At 72.2% G+C, this 17,771-nt stretch carries 11 protein-coding genes and 1 pseudogene; 6 read left to right on the plus strand and 6 right to left on the minus strand.

All coding sequences use genetic code 11. The features are described from left to right. Positions 1-31: 31 nt before the first annotated feature. Positions 32-1,111 carry an ABC transporter permease gene (locus tag CIB93_RS22845; protein WP_373558791.1) on the plus strand — a complete coding sequence of 360 codons (1,080 nt, stop codon included), beginning with the start codon at positions 32-34 and terminating at the stop codon, positions 1,109-1,111. Positions 1,112-1,127: 16 nt separating this feature from the next. Here CIB93_RS22845 and CIB93_RS22850 read toward each other — a convergent pair whose 3' ends face one another. Both CIB93_RS22850 and CIB93_RS22855 read right to left on the minus strand, forming a co-directional pair. Further along, positions 1,128-3,353, minus strand: a complete 2,226-nt coding sequence (locus CIB93_RS22850) for an OmpL47-type beta-barrel domain-containing protein (RefSeq protein WP_179500210.1) — start codon at positions 3,351-3,353, stop codon at positions 1,128-1,130. Positions 3,354-3,361: 8 nt separating this feature from the next. Beyond that, positions 3,362-5,866, minus strand: a complete 2,505-nt coding sequence (locus CIB93_RS22855; RefSeq protein WP_257002321.1) for a ThuA domain-containing protein — start codon at positions 5,864-5,866, stop codon at positions 3,362-3,364. Between the two features lie 275 nt (positions 5,867-6,141). Between CIB93_RS22855 and CIB93_RS22860 the strand changes: the two genes are divergently transcribed. From CIB93_RS22860 to CIB93_RS22875, 4 genes are all read left to right on the plus strand, one after another. Then, a complete protein-coding gene (locus tag CIB93_RS22860) occupies positions 6,142-7,197 on the plus strand; it encodes a multicopper oxidase domain-containing protein (RefSeq protein ID WP_096629410.1) in 1,056 nt (351 codons plus the stop codon). A gap of 259 nt (positions 7,198-7,456) precedes the next feature. Then, the gene (locus CIB93_RS22865) at positions 7,457-8,251 is read left to right on the plus strand and encodes a VOC family protein (RefSeq protein ID WP_096629412.1); all 795 of its coding nucleotides are present in this window, start codon (positions 7,457-7,459) and stop codon (positions 8,249-8,251) included. Between the two features lie 83 nt (positions 8,252-8,334). Further along, positions 8,335-8,589 (plus strand): WhiB family transcriptional regulator, encoded by a 255-nt coding sequence (locus CIB93_RS22870; RefSeq protein ID WP_096629414.1) that lies wholly within the window; start codon positions 8,335-8,337, stop codon positions 8,587-8,589. 108 nt (positions 8,590-8,697) lie between these two features. Further along, positions 8,698-12,147: a hypothetical protein gene (locus CIB93_RS22875; protein WP_096629415.1), complete on the plus strand. Its 3,450-nt coding sequence runs from the start codon at positions 8,698-8,700 to the stop codon at positions 12,145-12,147. Between the two features lie 35 nt (positions 12,148-12,182). Here CIB93_RS22875 and CIB93_RS22880 read toward each other — a convergent pair whose 3' ends face one another. The 4 genes and pseudogenes from CIB93_RS22880 to CIB93_RS22895 form a co-directional block, all read right to left on the minus strand. Then, positions 12,183-13,157, minus strand: a complete 975-nt coding sequence (locus CIB93_RS22880) for an acyl-ACP desaturase (protein WP_096629417.1) — start codon at positions 13,155-13,157, stop codon at positions 12,183-12,185. A 178-nt stretch (positions 13,158-13,335) separates the two neighbouring features. After that, positions 13,336-13,731, minus strand: a pseudogene (locus CIB93_RS22885) (excinuclease ABC subunit UvrA); the annotation flags it as partial. Then, positions 13,730-15,361, minus strand: a complete 1,632-nt coding sequence (locus CIB93_RS22890; RefSeq protein ID WP_096629418.1) for an ABC-F family ATP-binding cassette domain-containing protein — start codon at positions 15,359-15,361, stop codon at positions 13,730-13,732. The gene CIB93_RS22890 and the pseudogene CIB93_RS22885, both read right to left, overlap by 2 nt. A gap of 227 nt (positions 15,362-15,588) precedes the next feature. Further along, a complete protein-coding gene (locus tag CIB93_RS22895) occupies positions 15,589-16,005 on the minus strand; it encodes an SsgA family sporulation/cell division regulator (protein ID WP_096629420.1) in 417 nt (138 codons plus the stop codon). A 227-nt stretch (positions 16,006-16,232) separates the two neighbouring features. Between CIB93_RS22895 and CIB93_RS22900 the strand changes: the two genes are divergently transcribed. Then, positions 16,233-17,348, plus strand: a complete 1,116-nt coding sequence (locus CIB93_RS22900; protein ID WP_096629421.1) for an oxidoreductase — start codon at positions 16,233-16,235, stop codon at positions 17,346-17,348. The last annotated feature ends 423 nt before the right edge of the window (positions 17,349-17,771 follow it).

The following is a 17,771-nucleotide window of genomic DNA, read 5'->3' on the forward strand; positions in this document are numbered from 1 at the left end:
TGAGAGAGCCGACAGCAGCGAGAAGGGCGGCATCAGTGGCAACAGAGGCGGCAGCAGTGAGAAACACGGTGCCCACGGCCGCCCGCTGACCCTCCGCGACCGCTGGGAGGCGTACAAGAACAGCCCGTTCCTCCCCGCGACGGTCCTCGTCCTCATCGTCGCCGCCGCGGCCGGTCTCTTCGCCGGTTCCTACACCTACGCGATGGCCAACCCCACCCCGCACCGGATTCCCGCCGCCCTGGTCACCCAGCCGGAGGCGGAGCGCGGCGAGGCGTTCGTCGCCGCGATGGAGAAGGCCCTCGACACCTCGCTCGAACTGCGCGAGTACCCGGACCCGGCAGACGCCCGCCGCGCCCTGAACGAACAGAAGGTCTTCGCCATCGTCCGTGCCTCCGGCCGCGGGGTGGCGCTGGACGTGGCCGGGGCTTCCGGGGCCTCCGTGGCCGAGCTGCTCGGCAAGGCGGGGGTGGAGGCCGGTGACGCCGCCGGAGTGCCGGTGACGGTCAGGGACGTCAAGCCGCTCCAGCGGGGCGACCCGCGCGGGCTCGCCCTGTTCTACATCTCACTGGCCGCCGTGATCATGGGCTTCCTCGGCGCGATCCAGCTGAGCATCCACGCCCACGGCCTCGACCCGGCGGAGCGCATCGCGTTCACCGCCGCGTACGCCCTGCTCGGCGGCCTCGCCATCGCGGCGGCCGTGGACTGGTGGCTCGGGGCGGTCGACCTTCCGTTCGTGCAGTCCTGGCTGATCCTGGCGTTCACGATGTTCACCTCCGGCATGGTCTTCACGATGTTCAACACCCTGATGGGCCGGTGGGCGATGATCCCCACCTGGGGCGTCATGGTGCTGCTCGGCAACTCCTCGTCCGGCGGAGCGGTGTCCTGGCCGCTGCTTCCCTCCGCCCTCGGGCACATCGGCCGCTGGCTCCCGCCGGGCGCGTCCGTCAACGCCCAGCACACCGCCGTCTACTACCAGGGCCATCAGTTCGTCTTCCCGTACCTGGTGCTTGCCGCCTGGGCGCTGGTCTCCTGCACGGTGTTCTGGGTGTGGCGCCACCGACACCCAGGAGGCCGCGCCCGCACACCTGAGCATGCGGCCACGGCCTCCTGAGAACTCCTCCGCCGGCCTACAGCTCCTTGATCCGGATGTCGCGGTAGGAGATGACGTCCGTGACCCCGTGCACCTGGAGCCCGATGTGACCGGAGGCGAACCGCCGGCCGTCGGTGCCCGGGTCGTCACCGCGCGGCGGCTCGAAGAGCTGACCGCGGGTGTTGTCGAACTCGTTGATCAGGACGCCGTTGCGGTAGATCTCGTAGTGCTGGTCGACCACCTTGATCTCGTAGTCGTTCCAGGTGCCCTTGGGCGTGACCCCGGCGCCGCCGAGACCCACCCGGTCGAAGCCGTACACCGAACCGGTCTTGTACATGTCGCCGTCCGGCCGGTCGTTGACCTGGATCTCGTGCCCGTACTTGATGGCGACCCACTCCGGACGTGACTCCTCCGGGTGGTCGTGGACCTTCGGGAAGCGGACGAAGACCCCGCCGTTGGCGTTGCCCGAGCCCGGGGCGTCGTCCCGCCACTGGAGTTTCAGCGAGAAGTCGTCGTACGCCCGGGCCGGGAACCACAGCATGCCCATACCGCCCACGGTCGTGGAGCTGGTGATGGAGGCCTCCTCCTCGTTCAGCCCGAACGCGCCGCCGCCCACGTGCTGCCATCTGGCGAGCGAGGCCGCCGTGCCGTCGAAGAGCTTGGTGTACCCCTCGACCTGGCCGGGCTTCCCGATGCCCGACTGCTCGGCGGCCCGGTTGATCGCCCTGCGCTCGCGCTGGTCGATGACGCCGTCGGTCTTCAGCCTGTCGAGCACCGACTTCACGTGCTTGAGGAACAGCGCGTGGGAGGACCAGTCCTTCTCGTCCTCGATCAGTTCGTTGACCGTGCAGCGATTGCGGGTGATCCGGTTCGGGACGCCCGTGTCGACCGTGCCGACGAAGACCGTGTGCCGCTCGTCGAACTCCGCGCAGTTCGGCGCCGGGACCCCGCCGCCCCGGGCGACGGTGAACGACACCTTCTTCGCCTCGGAGGTGTTGCCCGCCCTGTCCGTCGCCCGGTGGGAGATGGAGTGGTGGCCCACCCGGTCGACGATCACGGGGGCGGTGTACGCGAGGTAGGGACCGCCGTCCAGCGAGTACTCCACCTTCTCCACGCCCGAGTCGTCGTCGGTCGCGGTGACGGTGGCCCTGGCGCTGGTGATGAACGCCCCGTCGGAGTTCTTGTCGCCCTCGACCTTCACCGAGGTCTCCGGAGCCGTCCCGTCCTGCGACGGCGGTTCCACGACGGTGAACCCGACGGTCCTCTCGTCCGCCACGTTCCCCGACCGGTCGGTGGCCCGGTAGCGGACGGTGTGCTCACCCGGCTCGTGGATCATCACCGGTGCGGTGTACGGCTGCCACGCGCCGTCGGCGCCGATCGCGTACTCGATGGTGTTGACGCCGGACCCGGTGTCGGACGCGGTCACGGTGACCGTGGCCATCCCCAGGTAGGCGCCCGCCGCGTCCTTCTCACCCGTGACGGTCGCCGAGGTCTCCGGCGGTGTCTCGTCGTCCGTCGGCGGCGCGGCGACCGCGAAGTCCACGGATTTCTCCGCCGCCGTGTTGCCCGCCCCATCGGTGGCCCGGTAGCGGACGGTGTGCTCGCCGACCTCGTTCACCACGACGGGCGCGGTGTACGGCTGCCACTCGCCCTCCGCGCCGAGGGCGTACTCGACGGTGTCGACGCCGGAGCCCTCGTCGGTGGCCTCGACGGTGACCGTGGCCTGGCCGATGTACGCGCCGTCACCGTTCCGGTCGCCGTCGACCTTCGCCGAGGTCTCGGGGGTCTCGGTGTCCTCGCCGCTGCCCTCGGTGACGGTCAGGATGCCCTGCATCCGGCCGTGGCCGGGGATCGTGCAGTGGTAGAAGTACCGGCCGGGCGACAGCGTGACCTCCACACTGTGCCTGCCGCCCTCGGCGTCACCCGGGTTGGCCAGGATGTTCAGCTGGACGTCGTCGTTGAACTCGGGGTCCGACACGCTGAACGTCAGTGTGTGCGGCATGCTCGTCGTGTTGCCGGTCGCCGTGCTGTTCTCGAAGACGATGGTCGCCCTGCCCGCCACCGCCGTCCTGGGTGCGGTCAGATAGCGGTCGATCGGATCGCCGGCCGTCCACGTCAGGACCTGGTCGGCGGCCGCGGCCGAGGGGCGGTCGTCCTCCCGGCCGTACGCGGCCGTCGAGGTCAGCCCGAGGACCATCAGGAGAGAGGCCAGCAGGGCCACCCAGAAACCGGTCGGCCGACATCGCCGCCGTGCGGGGAGCATGGAATGTCTCACTGCGCTGCCGCCTTCCCGACGAGGTCCTCGGCGGCCGGAGTCGCGCCGCCGCCCTTGTACGCCACGCGCCACAGCGCGGACTTGGAGTCGGAGGTGAAGAAGCCGCGCCCGTAGTCCAGGACGTACAGCGAACCGTCCGGTGCGAACTTCCAGTCCATCAGATTGCGGATGCCGTCCGCCCCGACCGGGATGATCCTCTTCAACGACTCGGCGTGCACGGGCAGTCCGCCCCTGCCGACGGTCCTCGGGTCGGTGATGACCGCGTGCCGGGGCTGGGTGCCGTCGTAGAAGTCACCGACGAACCACTTGCCGTCCCAGTACGCGGGCCACTTGGCGGTGGACTCGCTCCGCGCGTCGAAGCGGTAGACCGGGCCGTTCATCGTGGCCTGCCCGCCGCCCTTCAGCCAGGGCAGCAACTCCTCGCCCTCCTCCGTCTTGTAGCTCGGGACGCCGTTCTCGTCGCGCGGGTAGTCCACCCCGCCGCCCTGCGGCGAGTACCAGATGGTGTTCGGGGTGACCGGCGGCAGCTTGACCAGCCCGTCGTTGTGCGGCGACTCGTTCCTGGGCGCGTCGCAGTCGTACCAGCCCAGCGGTCGGCTCGGGTCGGGCAGATTCCGGTCCCGGTAGGGCTGGTTGTTGCCCATGCAGTACGGCCAGCCGTGGTTGCCCGCCTCGGTGATCGCGGCGAACGTGTCGTACTTCGCCGGACCCCAGGTGGTGCTCGGCGCACCCGCGTCGGGGCCGACCCAGCCCGCGTACAGCGTGTCCGTCGCGGGGTCGACCGAGATCCGGGCCGGGTTGCGCACGCCCATCACGTAGATCTCGCCCCGGGTCTTCCCGCCGCCCTCGTCCGGCTCCTGCCCGGTGAAGAGGTTGCCCTCGGGCAGGGTGTACGTCCCGTCGTCCTCCGGGTGGATGCGCAGGATCTTGCCGTTGAGGTTGTTGGTGTTGCCCGAGGTCCGCCGCGCGTCGGCGAAGGCGATGCCGTTGTAGTTCGGCTCCGGGTTGTTTCCGGAGTAACCACCGCTGAAACCTGATGAGTTGTTGTCACCGGTCGCGATGTACAGGTTGTCCTTCGAGTCCCACGCCATGCCGCCGCCCGCGTGGCAGCAGCTGTGGATCTGCACCGGCCAGCCGAGCAGCACCTTCTCGGAGGCCAGGTCCAGCCTCCCGGACGCCGAGTCGTAGGTGAAGCGGGATACCTGACGGGCCGCCAACCGCCTGTCGCGGTCGATCTTCGCGTGCGGGGTGTAGTGCAGGTACACCCATCCGTTGGACGCGAAGTCCGGGTCGAGCTCGATCCCGAGCAATCCCTCCTCGACCTTGACCAGTTCGTCGCCGCCGCCCTTGTTGCCGAAGACGTCCAGCGCACCCGCCAGGGTGACCTTCCCGGTCTTCGGGTCGTAGACGTGGATCTCGCCCTTGCCCTTGCCGATGTCCGGGTCGTTCCAGTCGATGACGACCGGGCTGGAGCTGTCGGCGCCGCCGCGCCCGATGTAGAAGACCTTCCCGTCCGGCGCGGTCACCAGACCGTGCGGCTCGCCGATCTGGTCGTTCCGGCCCGGCTGGTTGGGCTGGGTGAGCCGTTCGGCGGTGTAGTTGGACGTGATGGTCGCCTTGCAGTCGGCCTGCGAGGTCCGGTTCGTCCAGGCGAGCGCTCCGCGCAGATGGTCGCGGAAGTCGGTCTCCGCGAAGCTGTCCGCCGTACCGCCCATCGCCGTGTAGAAGGACCGGCCGCCGTCGTAGTCCCGGCACCAGGAGACCGGGTGGTCCCAGCCGTTGGCGCTCGTGCCCGGCCGGTACGTCAACTCCCGCACCCGCGCCACGGTGTGGACGTCACCTGACGGATTCTTCGTCCAGTTCAGCCACTTGTCGGGGCGCTTCCACTCCAGCGGCAGGTTCTTGGTGGCCGGGTGGACCCGGTCGCCGATCTCAACGGTCGCCCGCTGCACCGCCGTCGGGCTGCCGCCCGCCGGACGGGCACCCACCAGGCCGGTGAACCAGTCCGAGTACGGCTCGGTGCGCGCCGCGTCATGGATGCCGAGAAAGCCGCCGCCCGCCTCCATGTACGCCTCCAGGCCCGCCTCCTGCTCCGGGTCGAGGACGTCGCCGCCACCGGTGAGGAAGACGACGGCGTGGAACGAGCCGAGCCGCTTGCCGTTGGTGAAGACCTTGGGGTCGGCGGTGGCCGCGATGGTGAACCGCCCGGCCTCCGGGCCGGTCTGCCCGATCTTCTCGATCGCCGCTATCCCCGCGTCCGTGTACGGGGCCTCGTCGCCCGCCGAGGCGTGGAAGACCAGCACTTTGACCTGGTTCGTCGCCCCCGGCGGGGACGGCAGAGACAACGTTGTCGCCATTCTCTCGACCAGGTCCCGGTCGGGCGATGTGCCCGCGTTGGCCGGGCCCCCGCCGCTCAGCAGGGACACGGTCAGTGCGCCGGCCGCCAGGGCCGCCGCGAGGCCGCGTCGTGATCCGGACCGGTGATGCGGCGCGCGCTGCATGTGGTCACCCACCCCTCTGTGGTCACTGCACCTCTCGGTGACTGTGGGTCGCTCGCTCTTCGTCACTGCCTCTTGTGTTCACTGCGACAGCGCACGAAGCTAGACCCCTTTTCGCGGTCCGCCAATAGCTATGGCAGCAATGGCACGAACTTTGTCCTGGGTGTGGATAAACGGGATGGTCCCGGCTACGGTGTGGTCCGATCCGGGGATCCCCGGAGACCCCCCTGACGTCTCCGCGGTGACGTCAGTTTCCTTATCGCAATGGGGAGTTCGACATGAACCGACGGACCTTCGGCCGACGGATGCTGGTCGGTGGCGCGGCCGCTGCGGCGACAGGGGTGACATCGTTGTCGCTCGGTGCGGTGAATGCAAGCTCCGCCGAGAACCCGCCGCGCACCGCCCCGGCCGGAGGTGTGGTGCGCCGACTGAGGATGTACGCCGAGAAGTTGGCGGACGGTCAGCTCGGTTACGGCTTCGAGAAGGGCAAGGCCTCGGTGCCCGGCCCCCTCATCGAGCTGAACGAGGGCGACACCATGCACATCGAGTTCGAGAACCTCACTGACGTCGACGCCAGCCTCCACGTCCACGGCGTCGACTACGACATCGCCAACGACGGCACCCGGATGAACAGGAGCCACGTCGAACCCGGCGGCACCCGTACGTACACCTGGCGCACGCACGCCCCGGGCCGCCGTAAGGACGGCACCTACGAGCCGGGCAGCGCGGGCTACTGGCACTACCACGACCACGTCGTCGGCACGGACCACGGCACCGGCGGCATTCGCAGGGGGCTCTACGGGCCGGTCGTCGTGCGCCGCAAGGGCGACATCCTGCCCGACAAGACGTTCACGATCGTCTTCAACGACATGACGATCAACAACAAGACGGCCCACAACAGCGTCAACTTCGAGGCCACGGTGGGTGACCGGCTCGAGTTCGTGATGATCACGCACGGCGAGTACTACCACACCTTCCACATCCACGGTCACCGCTGGGCGGACAACCGGACCGGCATCCTCACCGGCCCCGACGACCCCAGCCGGGTCATCGACAACAAGATCTGCGGCCCCGCCGACTCCTTCGGCCTCCAGATCATCGCGGGCGAACGCGTGGGCGCGGGCGCCTGGATGTACCACTGCCATGTGCAGAGTCACTCCGACATGGGGATGGCGGGGCTGCTGCTGATCAAGAAGCCGGACGGCACGATCCCGGGCTACGAACCGCACCATGCGGCGGCCGGCACGGAGAAGAGAGGCAGCACGGAGGAGAGGAGCAGCACGGAGGAGAAGAGCCGTACGGCGGAGGCAGGCGCGGCCGAGCACCAGCACTGACGGGCCGCGGGGCCGGGCCGGGCCGTGGCGGCGGGGTCGCGACGCACCGGCGCAACCCTTCGCACCGGGAAACCCTCCATCCCTACGCTGTGCCACACCGTGTACGCGGGGAGGGGTGTGGACCCGCAGCCCGGTCGGCCCTGTGCGGACTGCGGTTGTCAGTGCCCGGTGCCAGACTCGACGGGAGAGGAAGCACCCAGGAGCCACAGCACGACGAGCGGGACCGTCCGGATCGACCGGATCGACGGAGGAACATGCCATGACCAGCCCGACCTTCCACGACGGAGCACCCAACTGGGTCGATCTCGGCACTCCCGACCTCGACGGGGCCGCCGCCTTCTACCGGGACCTTTTCGGGTGGGGCCTGATCCCCGGCGGCCCCGAGGTCGGGGGCTACGGCATGTTCACCCTGGACGACCGGTACGTCGGCGGGGTGATGGCGGTCTCCGAGGACGAGGCGCCCAGCGCCTGGTCGGTCTCGTTCCAGTCGCCCGACGTCGACGCCACCGCCGCGGCGATCACGAAGGCGGGCGGGAGTGCCGCGTTCGAGGTGATGGACGTCCTCGACTACGGCCGCATGGGCGGCTTCACCGACCCGGCCGGAGCGTATTTCGGGGTGTGGCAGCCGAAGGAGCACCGTGGTTTCGGCGTCGTCCAGGAGCCCGGCTCGTTCCTCTGGGCCGAGCTCTACACCCCGGACGTCCCGGCGGCGGCCACCTTCTTCAACCGTGTCCTCGGCTGGCGGACCGACGAGATGAAGGTGGAGGGCACCGACTACACCTACACCACCGTCCATCCGGCGAGCGCCGGCCCGGAGGCGTCGTTCGGCGGTCTCGTCCGGATGGGGGACGTCCCCTCCGAGGCGGCGCGCGGCTCCCACTGGCTGCCGTACTTCGACGTGGCCGACGTCGACGCCGTCGTGGCCGAGGCGAAGCGGCTCGGCGGCACGGAGACACTGGCGGCGATGGAGGTCCCCGGCGTCGGCAAGCTGGCCAACGTCGCCGACCCGTACGGAGCGGTCTTCGCCGTGATGAAGCCCGAACCGAGGCAGTAGCCGCAGCTCCGGCCCCCGGCCGTGGGTGTGTGGATTGATGAATCGTTGATCAGTCGTTTATCGACGCGGGACACCGTGGGCACATGCTGATCAACACCGTGACCGACGACGCGCTCGCCTGGCAGGAGACCGCGTTGTGCGCGCAGGCCGGGCCCGAGTTCTTCTTCCCGGCCCCGGGCAGCTCGACGCGCGAGGCCAAGCAACTGTGCAACGCCTGCGAAGGACGTCTGGCGTGCCTGGACTACGCATTGGCCAACGACGAACGGTTCGGTGTCTGGGGCGGACTCTCCGAGAAGGAGCGCGAGCGGCTCCGCAGAGAAGGACGCGACCAGGACTGAACGGCTCCCGCACCCCGCGTCCCAGAACCCCGGCACCTCCTCGCACCACCGCCCTCACTCACCGTAAATCCCTGGGGTGTTCGAGGGGCGGCGCGGCACAATCTGCGGATGACCCACGCACAGCCGCTCGCCCTCGCCGCCGCCCTCCTCGACGCTCTGGACCCGCTGCCCCACCCGCAGCGCATGCGTGAACTCGCGGTGCGGGCCCGGCGGCTGGCCGACGAGGGACGGCTGCGCGGGGTCCTGGCGGAGCTGGAGGACGGTGACCCCTACGAGCGCCGGATCGCATCGGTAGCCGCCGCCGTCGGCCAGGACGCCGAGTGGTGCGGAGCGCACCTCGCCGACGAGGACGCCGTGGTCCGTGGCCACGCCTTCCGTGAGGCACGGCACCTCGGGGTACCGGACGCGGCGTACGAGACCGCCTTCGCCGACGCCCCCGCCGTCGTACGCCGTCGGCTGATGGAGGCGATCGTGGCCGACGGGCGTACGGCGCTCGCCGACCGGTTGATCCGGACCGTGCGCGAGACCTGGGGCGACATCGAGGCGGCCCGTCTGCTGCCCGGCTGCCCGGCCGGGACCGTGGTGGAGCTGCTGCCCGACCTGTGGCGCTCGGTGACGTGCTGGACCTCGCTCGGCCGCCGCCACCCCGGAGCGCTTCTGGACGCCGCCGAACGCGAGCTGACCGGCCTGCTCCCGGCCGGGCGCGACGCCTGGTGGCAGCGGTACGCATACGACCGGGGCATCGCCGCGGCGACACCCGCCCTCCCGCACCGGGTGCTCGACCTCCTCGAACGGCACGGGCCCACCCGGCTTCCCGTGTCGCTGCACAGCCGCCTCGGACACCTCGTCGCCGCCGACCCGGCCCGCTTCGCCCGCCTCCTCCTGCGGCCCGACAGCTGCGCGCTGCCGCCCCGGGTGCTCAGCGGGACCCTGCTGCGCCGGCTGGTCCGCACCCTGCCCGACGCCCTCCTCGTCGAACTGGGCCGCAGCGCGACGGCCCCGGCCGGCCGGCTGGCCCGGCTGCTGCTCGCCCTGCCGCCCGGCCGCCGCGCCGCCCTCCACGAGGCAGTCACCGAAGGCCGGGGCGAGGGAACGCCGGTGGCCGTCGTCGACACCGAGCTTCTCGACGCCCTGCCCCGTACCCGGGTCACCGAAGTGGCCCGGCGACTGGCCGACCGGGCCCGGACCCGGGGCGCGAACGACCTCGCCGTCCTCACCGCCGAGTCCTATCTGCCCTTCGCCGAGACGCGGGAACGTCTTCTCGCCGCCACCCGCCGTCCCGCCGCCGACGACCGCGGCGAGGCCTGGTCGCTGCTCGTCCGCAACGCGGGCCGCACCGGCGATCCGTCCCCCGTCGCCACCGTTCTGGAGGACCTGCTGCGGCTGCGCAACGAACAGGACCTCGTCCGCCAGTACGCCATGAAGGCTCTGCTCTGCGTGAAGCCCGCGCTCTTCACCGACGCCGTGGAACCGCTGCTCGACCGCATCGCCGCCGACGCCGTCGAGGCGCGCGACTCGTCCACCTGGACCCGCTCCGCGCTCAGCTCCCTGGCCCTCGCCGTGCTGCGCGAGCACGCGGTCACCGGACAGCGCGCCCTGGTCAACTGGGCGCTGCGCACCCTGGTCCGGATCACCGGCAACAGCGGCAGCGCCGACCTCGGCCGCCTGGACCGGGCCCTGCGCCGGGGTCAGGAGCACACGGTGTTCGACGCGTTGCGGCCCTGGCTGGAAGCGGGCGCCGAACGCTCCGACTACGGCCTCGTGCTCGCCCTCGCCCGGGCCGTCGGCCGCCGTGCCGAGGGCATGCCCGGCCTTCAGGAGCTGCTGTGGCAGGCCGTGAACCACGGCGGTGAACCGACGGCCCGGAGCGCGGCCGCCCTCTGGCTCCGGGCACCGGCCGACCGGGACGCCAGGGTCGGACGGCTGCTGGCCAGGGACCCGTCGGCCGCCGCACTCCCCGACGTGCAGCGTGTCCTGACCCACCGTCGGACCGATCTGCTCGACGGGTACCTCGACGGGGCACCGCCCGTCGGGCGGTTCCTGCGCCCCGGCACACCCTGGACCGTCGGCATCGCCGGGGCGGAGCGCTGGACGCCCTGTCAGCAGCGGGCGGCGCAGCGCGCGCTGGAGCGTACGGCGTCGGACGAGAAGCTGCCGCTGTACGCACGGGCCACCGCCCTGTGGGAGCTCGCCCGGGTCCCCGGGCGGGGCGCCGACGCCGTACGGGCCTGGACGAACGCCCCGGACGTGGTGCTCGCGGAAGCCGCGCTGGCCGCTCTCGCGTACACCGACCGGCCCGCCGACACGCTGCCCGACCTGCTCGCCCACACCGGCGACGACCGGGCGCGGGTCGCGGTGTACGCGGCGAGCCGGGCCGCCACGTTCGCCCGGCCCTCCCGGCTGGCCGGGCTGCTCGCCGCCCGTACGGCCCCCGGCACCGGCAAGGTCACCGGCCGCAAGGAGATGGTCCGCCTCGCCGCGGCTCTGCTGCCCCGCGCAGGGGCGGCCGCGCTGCTCGCCGATGCGTACGGGCAGCCGGACCAGCACCCGGACGTGCGGGCCGCCTGTGTGGCCTCCGGTACGCCGCTGCTCGGCGAGGCGCGGATGTGGGAGGTGATGGAGAGCGCCGCCGGGGAGGTGCGCGCCCTGCGTGTCGCGGTGCTGCGGGCGCACCCCCTGGAGCTGGACCCGGCCCACCGGCCGCGTTACGCCCGGCTGGTCCAGCAGGTGTGCGACGCGGAGGACGACGCCCTGGCCGCCCTGGCCCACGGGGCGCTGGTGCCCTGGCTGCCCTGGGCCCCGCACGCCGCGGCGGTGCTGATGGACGCGGTCACCGAGCTGGACCGGCGCGGCCGGTGGCGCTCGGCCGCCGACGCCCTCGTGGAGGCCGCCCTTACCACCCCGGAGGCGGCCGTGGCCCTGAACCGCGCGCTGGGGCGGCTGGCCACCGGGGAGACGGCGGACGACGCGGGAGCGGAGCGCGACCGGCCCGCCCGGCAGCGGCTCGGGCATCTGACCGGGGCGCTGGCGCGGCGGACGGGCACGCACGACCGGCAGGGTGCGGCGGTGCTCGGTGAGGCGGGCCGGACCCTGGCCGCCCACCGCGACCTGGTGCCGGACGCCGTGTCGCTGCTCGCGCGCTCACTGGACCTGGAGGCGGACCCGGACACGCTGCACACCGACCTGGTCCGGCTGGCCGCCCTGCACACCGGCCGCCCGGCGCTCGCCGCCAGGACCGCGCTCACCGTCGGCCGCCGGGTCGCGGGCCCGGGGGGTGTCCTGCCGATCATGCCGGGCCCGCCGACAGGACACCCCCTCGGGATCGCCGGTCGCCCGGGGACGGAGACCGGCGACCCGGACACGCTGCTGGTCGTCGTCGCACGGCTGGCGGGGACGGGGGACCCGGCCGAGGGCCTGTTCGCCGCCGAGCTGACCGTGGCGGGCGGCCGGCGAACCGAGTGGACCGGCCCCTGGCGCACCCAGCTGCGGATGCTCCGCCAGCACCCCTCGGGCGATGTGCGCGATGTGGCGTACGCGGAGGTCACCGCCCAGGAGTAGCGAGGGCCGGACCGGCCGCCGGACCAGGGCCCGGATCAGGCGCGGCCGCGCGCCGCCATCCGGGCCTTGCGGGTGGCGAGCCTCTCGTCGAACTTCGCGGCCTCGCTGTCGAGACCGCCCATGTACAGGCCGAGCTCCTCCTGCGCCTGCATGCCCTCCGGGCCGAGCCCGTCGATCTCCATGACCTTCAGGTAGCGCAGCACCGGCTGGATCACGTCGTCGTGGTGGATGCGCATGTTGTAGATCTCGCCGATCGCCATCTGCGCGGCGGCCCGCTCGAATCCGGGCATGCCGTGGCCGGGCATCCGGAAGTTGACGACGACGTCGCGCACGGCCTGCATGGTGAGGTCCGGGGCCAGTTCGAAGGCGGAGCGCAGGAGGTTGCGGTAGAAGACCATGTGGAGGTTCTCGTCGGTCGCGATCCGGGCCAGCATCCGGTCGCACACCGGGTCGCCGGACTGGTGGCCGGTGTTGCGGTGCGAGACGCGGGTGGCCAGCTCCTGGAAGGCAACGTACGCGACGGAGTGCAGCATCGAGTGCCGGTTGTCCGACTCGAAGCCCTCCGCCATGTGCGCCATGCGGAACTGCTCCAGCTTGTCCGGGTCCACGGCGCGTGAGGTGAGCAGGTAGTCGCGCATCACGATGCCGTGGCGCCCCTCCTCGGCGGTCCAGCGGTGCACCCAGGTGCCCCAGGCGCCGTCGCGGCCGAAGAGCGAGGCGATCTCGTGGTGGTAGCTGGGGAGGTTGTCCTCGGTGAGGAGGTTCACCACGAGGGCGATCTTGCCGATGTCCGTGACCTTGGACTGGTCCGGCGCCCAGGCCTCGCCGTCCTCGAAGACGCCGGGGAAGTTGCGTCCGTCGGAGAACGGGACGTACTCGTGCGGCATCCAGTCCTTGGCGACCTTGAGATGGCGGTTCAGTTCCTGCTCCACCACCTCTTCCAGCGCGTACAGCAGCTGGGCGTCGGTCCACGCCTTCGAACTGCCGAGGTGGGGAGAGGTGATCGTCACGGGGAGCTCCTGGGGACGGGAGAATTACCTACGGCTTCGTAGGTTACGAGACCGTAGGTTAAGGCGACCGTAAGGGCAAAGCCAAGCCCGTCCCCGCTGGCGGCCGACTACGTACCGTCATGTGCCCAGCTCGTGGTGGTGGTGTGGTGGCCCTCGCAGGTCAGTGGGGCTTTGCGGACAGCCCCCGGTCCTCCTCACCGAACTCCCGCAGCGGCAGGTCGTTGTCGAACCGCCCGGACCCGCCGTACAGGTTCCACTCCCAGCTGCCGACCCCGAGTCCGGGCAGCAGTGCCCCTTCGTTCAGCGACTTCGACCAGTCCACCGCCCGGTCCAGATCGAGCCGGACCACATGCCCCACCCCGTCGCACTCCGGGCACATCCCCGCCGGGTCGTTGAAGGAGTGCGCGCTCGCCCCGCCCGCGCTCGGGGTGCCGTACCGGGAGAACAGCACCCGGAGCACCGACCGGACGTCCATCGCCGTGCCCACGGTCGAGCGGACGTTGCCGCCCAACGGCTTCTGGTCGATGACGACGGCCGCGGACAGGCTCTCCCCGGACTCCGCCCGTGGCCGCTCACCGGCCCGCCCGTACCTCCTGCGGCGTGGTGTCCCGCAGCTCGCCGTCCAGCCGCAGCCAGCGGGTGATTCCGATCGACTCCAGGAACGGCACATCGTGGCTCGCCACGAACAGCGCCCCCTCGTACGCCCCCAGCGCCTCGGTCAGCCGCCGTACGCTCGCCAGGTCCAGGCTGTTCGTCGGCTCGTCGAGCAGCAGCAGCCGGGGCGCCGGATCAGCCAGCAGCAGCGTCGCCAGCGTCGCCCGGAAGCGCTCCCCGCCCGACAGCGTCCCCGCCGGGCGGTCCGCCGCCGCCCCCTTGAACAGGAACCGCGCCAGCCGCGCCCGGACCGCGTTCTCGGTGCTGCCCGGGGCCGCCCGCGCCACGTTGCGCGCCACCGACACCGCGTCATCCAGGACATCCAGCCGCTGCGGGAGGAACCCCGTCTCGACGAGTGCGCTCGCCTCGCCGGACAGCGGCGCCAGCTCACCCGCGATCGTCCGGAGCAGCGCCGTCTTGCCCGCGCCGTTGCGCCCGGTCAGCGCGATCCGCTCGGGTCCCCGCACCGTCAACTCGCCCCGCAGTGGCGGACCGTAGGGCGGCGCCGGCTCCCGCAGCAGCAGCACCTCGCTGCCCGGGTGCACCCGGGTCTGCGGCAGCTCGACCCGGATCTCCTCGTCCTCCCGTACCGCGAGCTCCGCCTCGTCGAGCCGCTCCCGGGCCGCCGCGAGGCGTTCGGTGTGCAGGATGCGGTGCTTGCCCGCCGACTCCTGGGCGGACCGCTTGCGCTGCCCCATCACCACCTTGGGCTCCCGCTTGGTGTCCCACATCTTCTGGCCGTAACGTCTGCGGCGGGCCAACTTCATGTGGGCGTCGGCCAGTTCACGCTTCTGGCGCTGGACGTCCGACTCGGCGGCCCGCACTGTGCGCTGCGCGGCCTCCTGCTCGACGGCGAGCGCCGCCTGGTACGCCGAGAGGTTCCCGCCGTACCAGGTCACCGCCCCCTCGCGCAGGTCGGCGATCCGGTCGACCCGCTCCAGCAGTTCCCGGTCGTGGCTGACCACGAGCAGCGCACCGGTCCAGGCGTCGACCGCGTCGTACAGCCGCCGCCGGGCGTACACGTCCAGGTTGTTCGTCGGCTCGTCGAGCAGCAGCACCCCGGGGCGGGCCAGCAGCAGCGCGGCCAGCCGCAGCAGGACGCACTCGCCGCCGGACAGCTCGCCGACCGTGCGGTCCAGCCCGACGGACCCCAGGCCGAGCCCGTCCAGCGTTGCCCGGGTCCGCTCCTCCACGTCCCAGTCGTCACCGATCACCGCGAAGTGCTCCTCGCGGGCATCGCCCGACTCCACGGCGTCCAGTGCCGCCCGCCGCTGCGCGATGCCGAGCGCCTGATCGACCCGCAGGGCGGTGCCCGACGTCACCGACTGCGGCAGATGGCCGAGCCCGCCCCGGGTGGTGATCCGGCCGTCGAGCGGGGCGAGTTCACCCGCGATGAGCCGCAACAGGGTGGACTTGCCGCAGCCGTTGAGCCCGATCAGCCCCGTGCGGCCGGGACCGACGGCCAGGTCGAAGTCCCGGAAGACCTCGGTGCCGTCCGGCCAGGAGAAGGAGAGGGAGGTACAGCTGATGTGGGTATCGGTCGCAGGCATGCGGAGCTCCCGGGTACGTCGAGGAAGGGGTGAAGGAAGGTTGGAGAAGCTGAGATCGCACACGGGCGCTCCGGGCCGCGGCGAGGCGCGGCGGGCGCTGCACGGTGTGCACAGGACCTCAGATCAGCAACGTCCTACTCCGATCGACGACACCAGGGACATCTCGAAGGTAGGGCCGGGGCGCGGGCCCGGCAACCGGATTTACGGCCGGTCCGGCACGGAGGGCGTCAGCAGGAGCCGCCCAGCAGGTCGGCCAGACCCCGGTCCAGCTCCAGGTAGCGGTGTTCCTCGCCCACCGGCACCAGCTCCTCGGCCCGCAGCAGGAAGCGCCGCAGTTCGTCGGTGCGCACATGCACCATCGCGATGCCCTCAGGGGCGTGGAACTCCAGCACCGTCCGCTCGTAGCCGAACGGCCGCACCCGTACATCACCCTCACCGGCGGGGGAGTCGACCCCGGTGGTCAGCAGCTCGCGGGAGAACTCCCAGGACACCTCGGTGCCCTCCAGGGTCGCCGGGGCCGGGAACGCCATGCGTACGGCGAAGGGGTACTGGCGGTCGTACTGCAGAGTGGCGGGCAGGGTCTCCATCCGCGGCGCGGACGCGACCATGCGGGCCTGCACGGACTGCTCGATAACGCTGGACAAGACCTGCTCCCTCTTGCTGCTGGGTGAACGCTTCCCGGCACTGGAGTAGACGACGGAACTCCACGATCCGTGCACCGGCGTGCGGCGTGACCTGCGTCACCGGCCACCGCCGCGCCCACCGGCCCGCCCGGCCCCAGCGCGTCGGCCCCCCGCACCCCCGCACTCCTGCCCGCTTCACGGCGACGCACCCTGGACGGGCCCGGGCCCGTGGGCTAGCTTCCAGCGCCATGAAGGCCATGGGGAACACGAGACGGCTGATGGCACTGGTGACCGGCGGCGTCGCACTGGCCGCCGCGCTGGTCGCACCGGGCGCACACGCGGCACCGGCCGGGGCAACCGTACGGGGGGAGGCGGCCGCGACCACCGGATCACTGCCCGGCTGGAAGCTCACCGCCACCGGCACCGAGGCCCGTTTCCGCGGGCTCGCCGCGGTCAGCCGCTCCACCGCCTGGGTCGCCGGATCACAGGGCACGATCCTGCGCACCGGCGACGGCGGACGGCACTGGCGCGACGTATCGCCGCCGGGGGCGGGGGAGTTGGAGTTCCGGGACATCGAGGCGTTCGACGCCCGCCGGGCCGTCGCCCTGGCCATCGGCGAGGGCGAGGCCTCCAGGGTCCTGCGCACCGACGACGGGGGCGCCACCTGGACGGAGTCCTTCCGCAACTCCGATCCCCGCGCCTTCTACAACTGCCTGACCTTCTTCGACAGCCGCCACGGCCTCGCCGCGGGCGACCCGGTGGACGGGAAGTTCCGGGTCCTGTCCACGGCGGACGGCGGCCGCTCCTGGCGGGTCCTGCCCGATGCGGGGATGCCCGACGCCCTGCCGGGCGAAGCCGGTTTCGCCGCGAGCGGCCAGTGCCTGGCCAGCTCCGGCGCCAAGGACGTCTGGCTGACCACCGGGGGAGCGGCGACCGCGCGGGTCCTGCACTCCCGCGACCGGGGCCGGACCTGGACGGCGAGCGCGTCGACCCTCCCGGCGGGCGACCCGGCCCGCGGCGTCTTCGCCGTCGCCTTCCGCGACCGGGCGCACGGCATCGCGGTGGGCGGGGACTACCGCCCCGACCAGGCGTCCCCGCGGGCCGCGGCCGTCACCGGCGACGGCGGCCGCACCTGGCGGCAGTCCGCCGCCCCGCCGCCCGCCTACCGCTCCGGCGTCACCTGGCTGCCGTACACCCGCTCCGCCGCCCTCGCCGTCGGCCCGACCGGTACCGACCTCACGCTGGACGCGGGGCGCACCTGGCGCACCGTCGACACCGGTTCGTACGACACGGTCGACTGCACGCCCGACCTGGGCTGCTGGGCGTCGGGCGAGAAGGGGCGGGTGGCCCGGCTGGGCTTCTAGGACATCGCGGAGGCCCGCAGGGCGGGAGTCCACCGCCTGCGGGCGCCCCCCTACGTACCGACCGGCTTCCGCTCCTGTTGCCCTTGACCGCCCCGCGCTCCATCCGGTCCAGCCACCCGTTGCCCGCGGGCTGCTGCTGGGCGGCGATGGACCTGCCGTACCGGAGCCGCACGAACGTCTCCGGCAGCCGCATGCCCCCAGCCTGACCGTCCGCCCCAGCCCCGGCCACATATCGCCCCGCCCAGGGGGGGGCGACAGGCGGCGCCCTTAAGGCTCGGAGGGAGAACGAGCCCACCACCCGGCCCCCCGTGATCCGGTCGCTGCTGCCCGGTGAACTGGCGGCGGCGGGCCGGGTGCCCCCGCCGGGGACCGGCCCGGCACTCCGCGCGACTGGGCGGTCGACTGCCTGGCCTTCGGCTGGGC

Source organism: Streptomyces sp. WZ.A104 (assembly GCF_002382885.1).
Lineage (GTDB): Bacteria > Actinomycetota > Actinomycetes > Streptomycetales > Streptomycetaceae > Streptomyces.

What these genes read in the sequence shown, in the direction of transcription:
- CIB93_RS22865 (WP_096629412.1), top strand. Translation starts at nt 7,457, where the DNA reads ATGACCAGCCCGACCTTCCACGACGGAGCACCCAACTGGGTCGATCTC.
- CIB93_RS22875 (WP_096629415.1), top strand. Translation starts at nt 8,698, where the DNA reads ATGACCCACGCACAGCCGCTCGCCCTCGCCGCCGCCCTCCTCGACGCT.
- CIB93_RS22850 (WP_179500210.1), bottom strand. Translation starts at nt 3,353, where the DNA reads ATGCTCCCCGCACGGCGGCGATGTCGGCCGACCGGTTTCTGGGTGGCC.
- CIB93_RS22870 (WP_096629414.1), top strand. Translation starts at nt 8,335, where the DNA reads ATGCTGATCAACACCGTGACCGACGACGCGCTCGCCTGGCAGGAGACC.
- CIB93_RS22900 (WP_096629421.1), top strand. Translation starts at nt 16,233, where the DNA reads ATGAAGGCCATGGGGAACACGAGACGGCTGATGGCACTGGTGACCGGC.
- CIB93_RS22890 (WP_096629418.1), bottom strand. Translation starts at nt 15,361, where the DNA reads ATGCCTGCGACCGATACCCACATCAGCTGTACCTCCCTCTCCTTCTCC.
- CIB93_RS22860 (WP_096629410.1), top strand. Translation starts at nt 6,142, where the DNA reads ATGAACCGACGGACCTTCGGCCGACGGATGCTGGTCGGTGGCGCGGCC.
- CIB93_RS22855 (WP_257002321.1), bottom strand. Translation starts at nt 5,866, where the DNA reads ATGCAGCGCGCGCCGCATCACCGGTCCGGATCACGACGCGGCCTCGCG.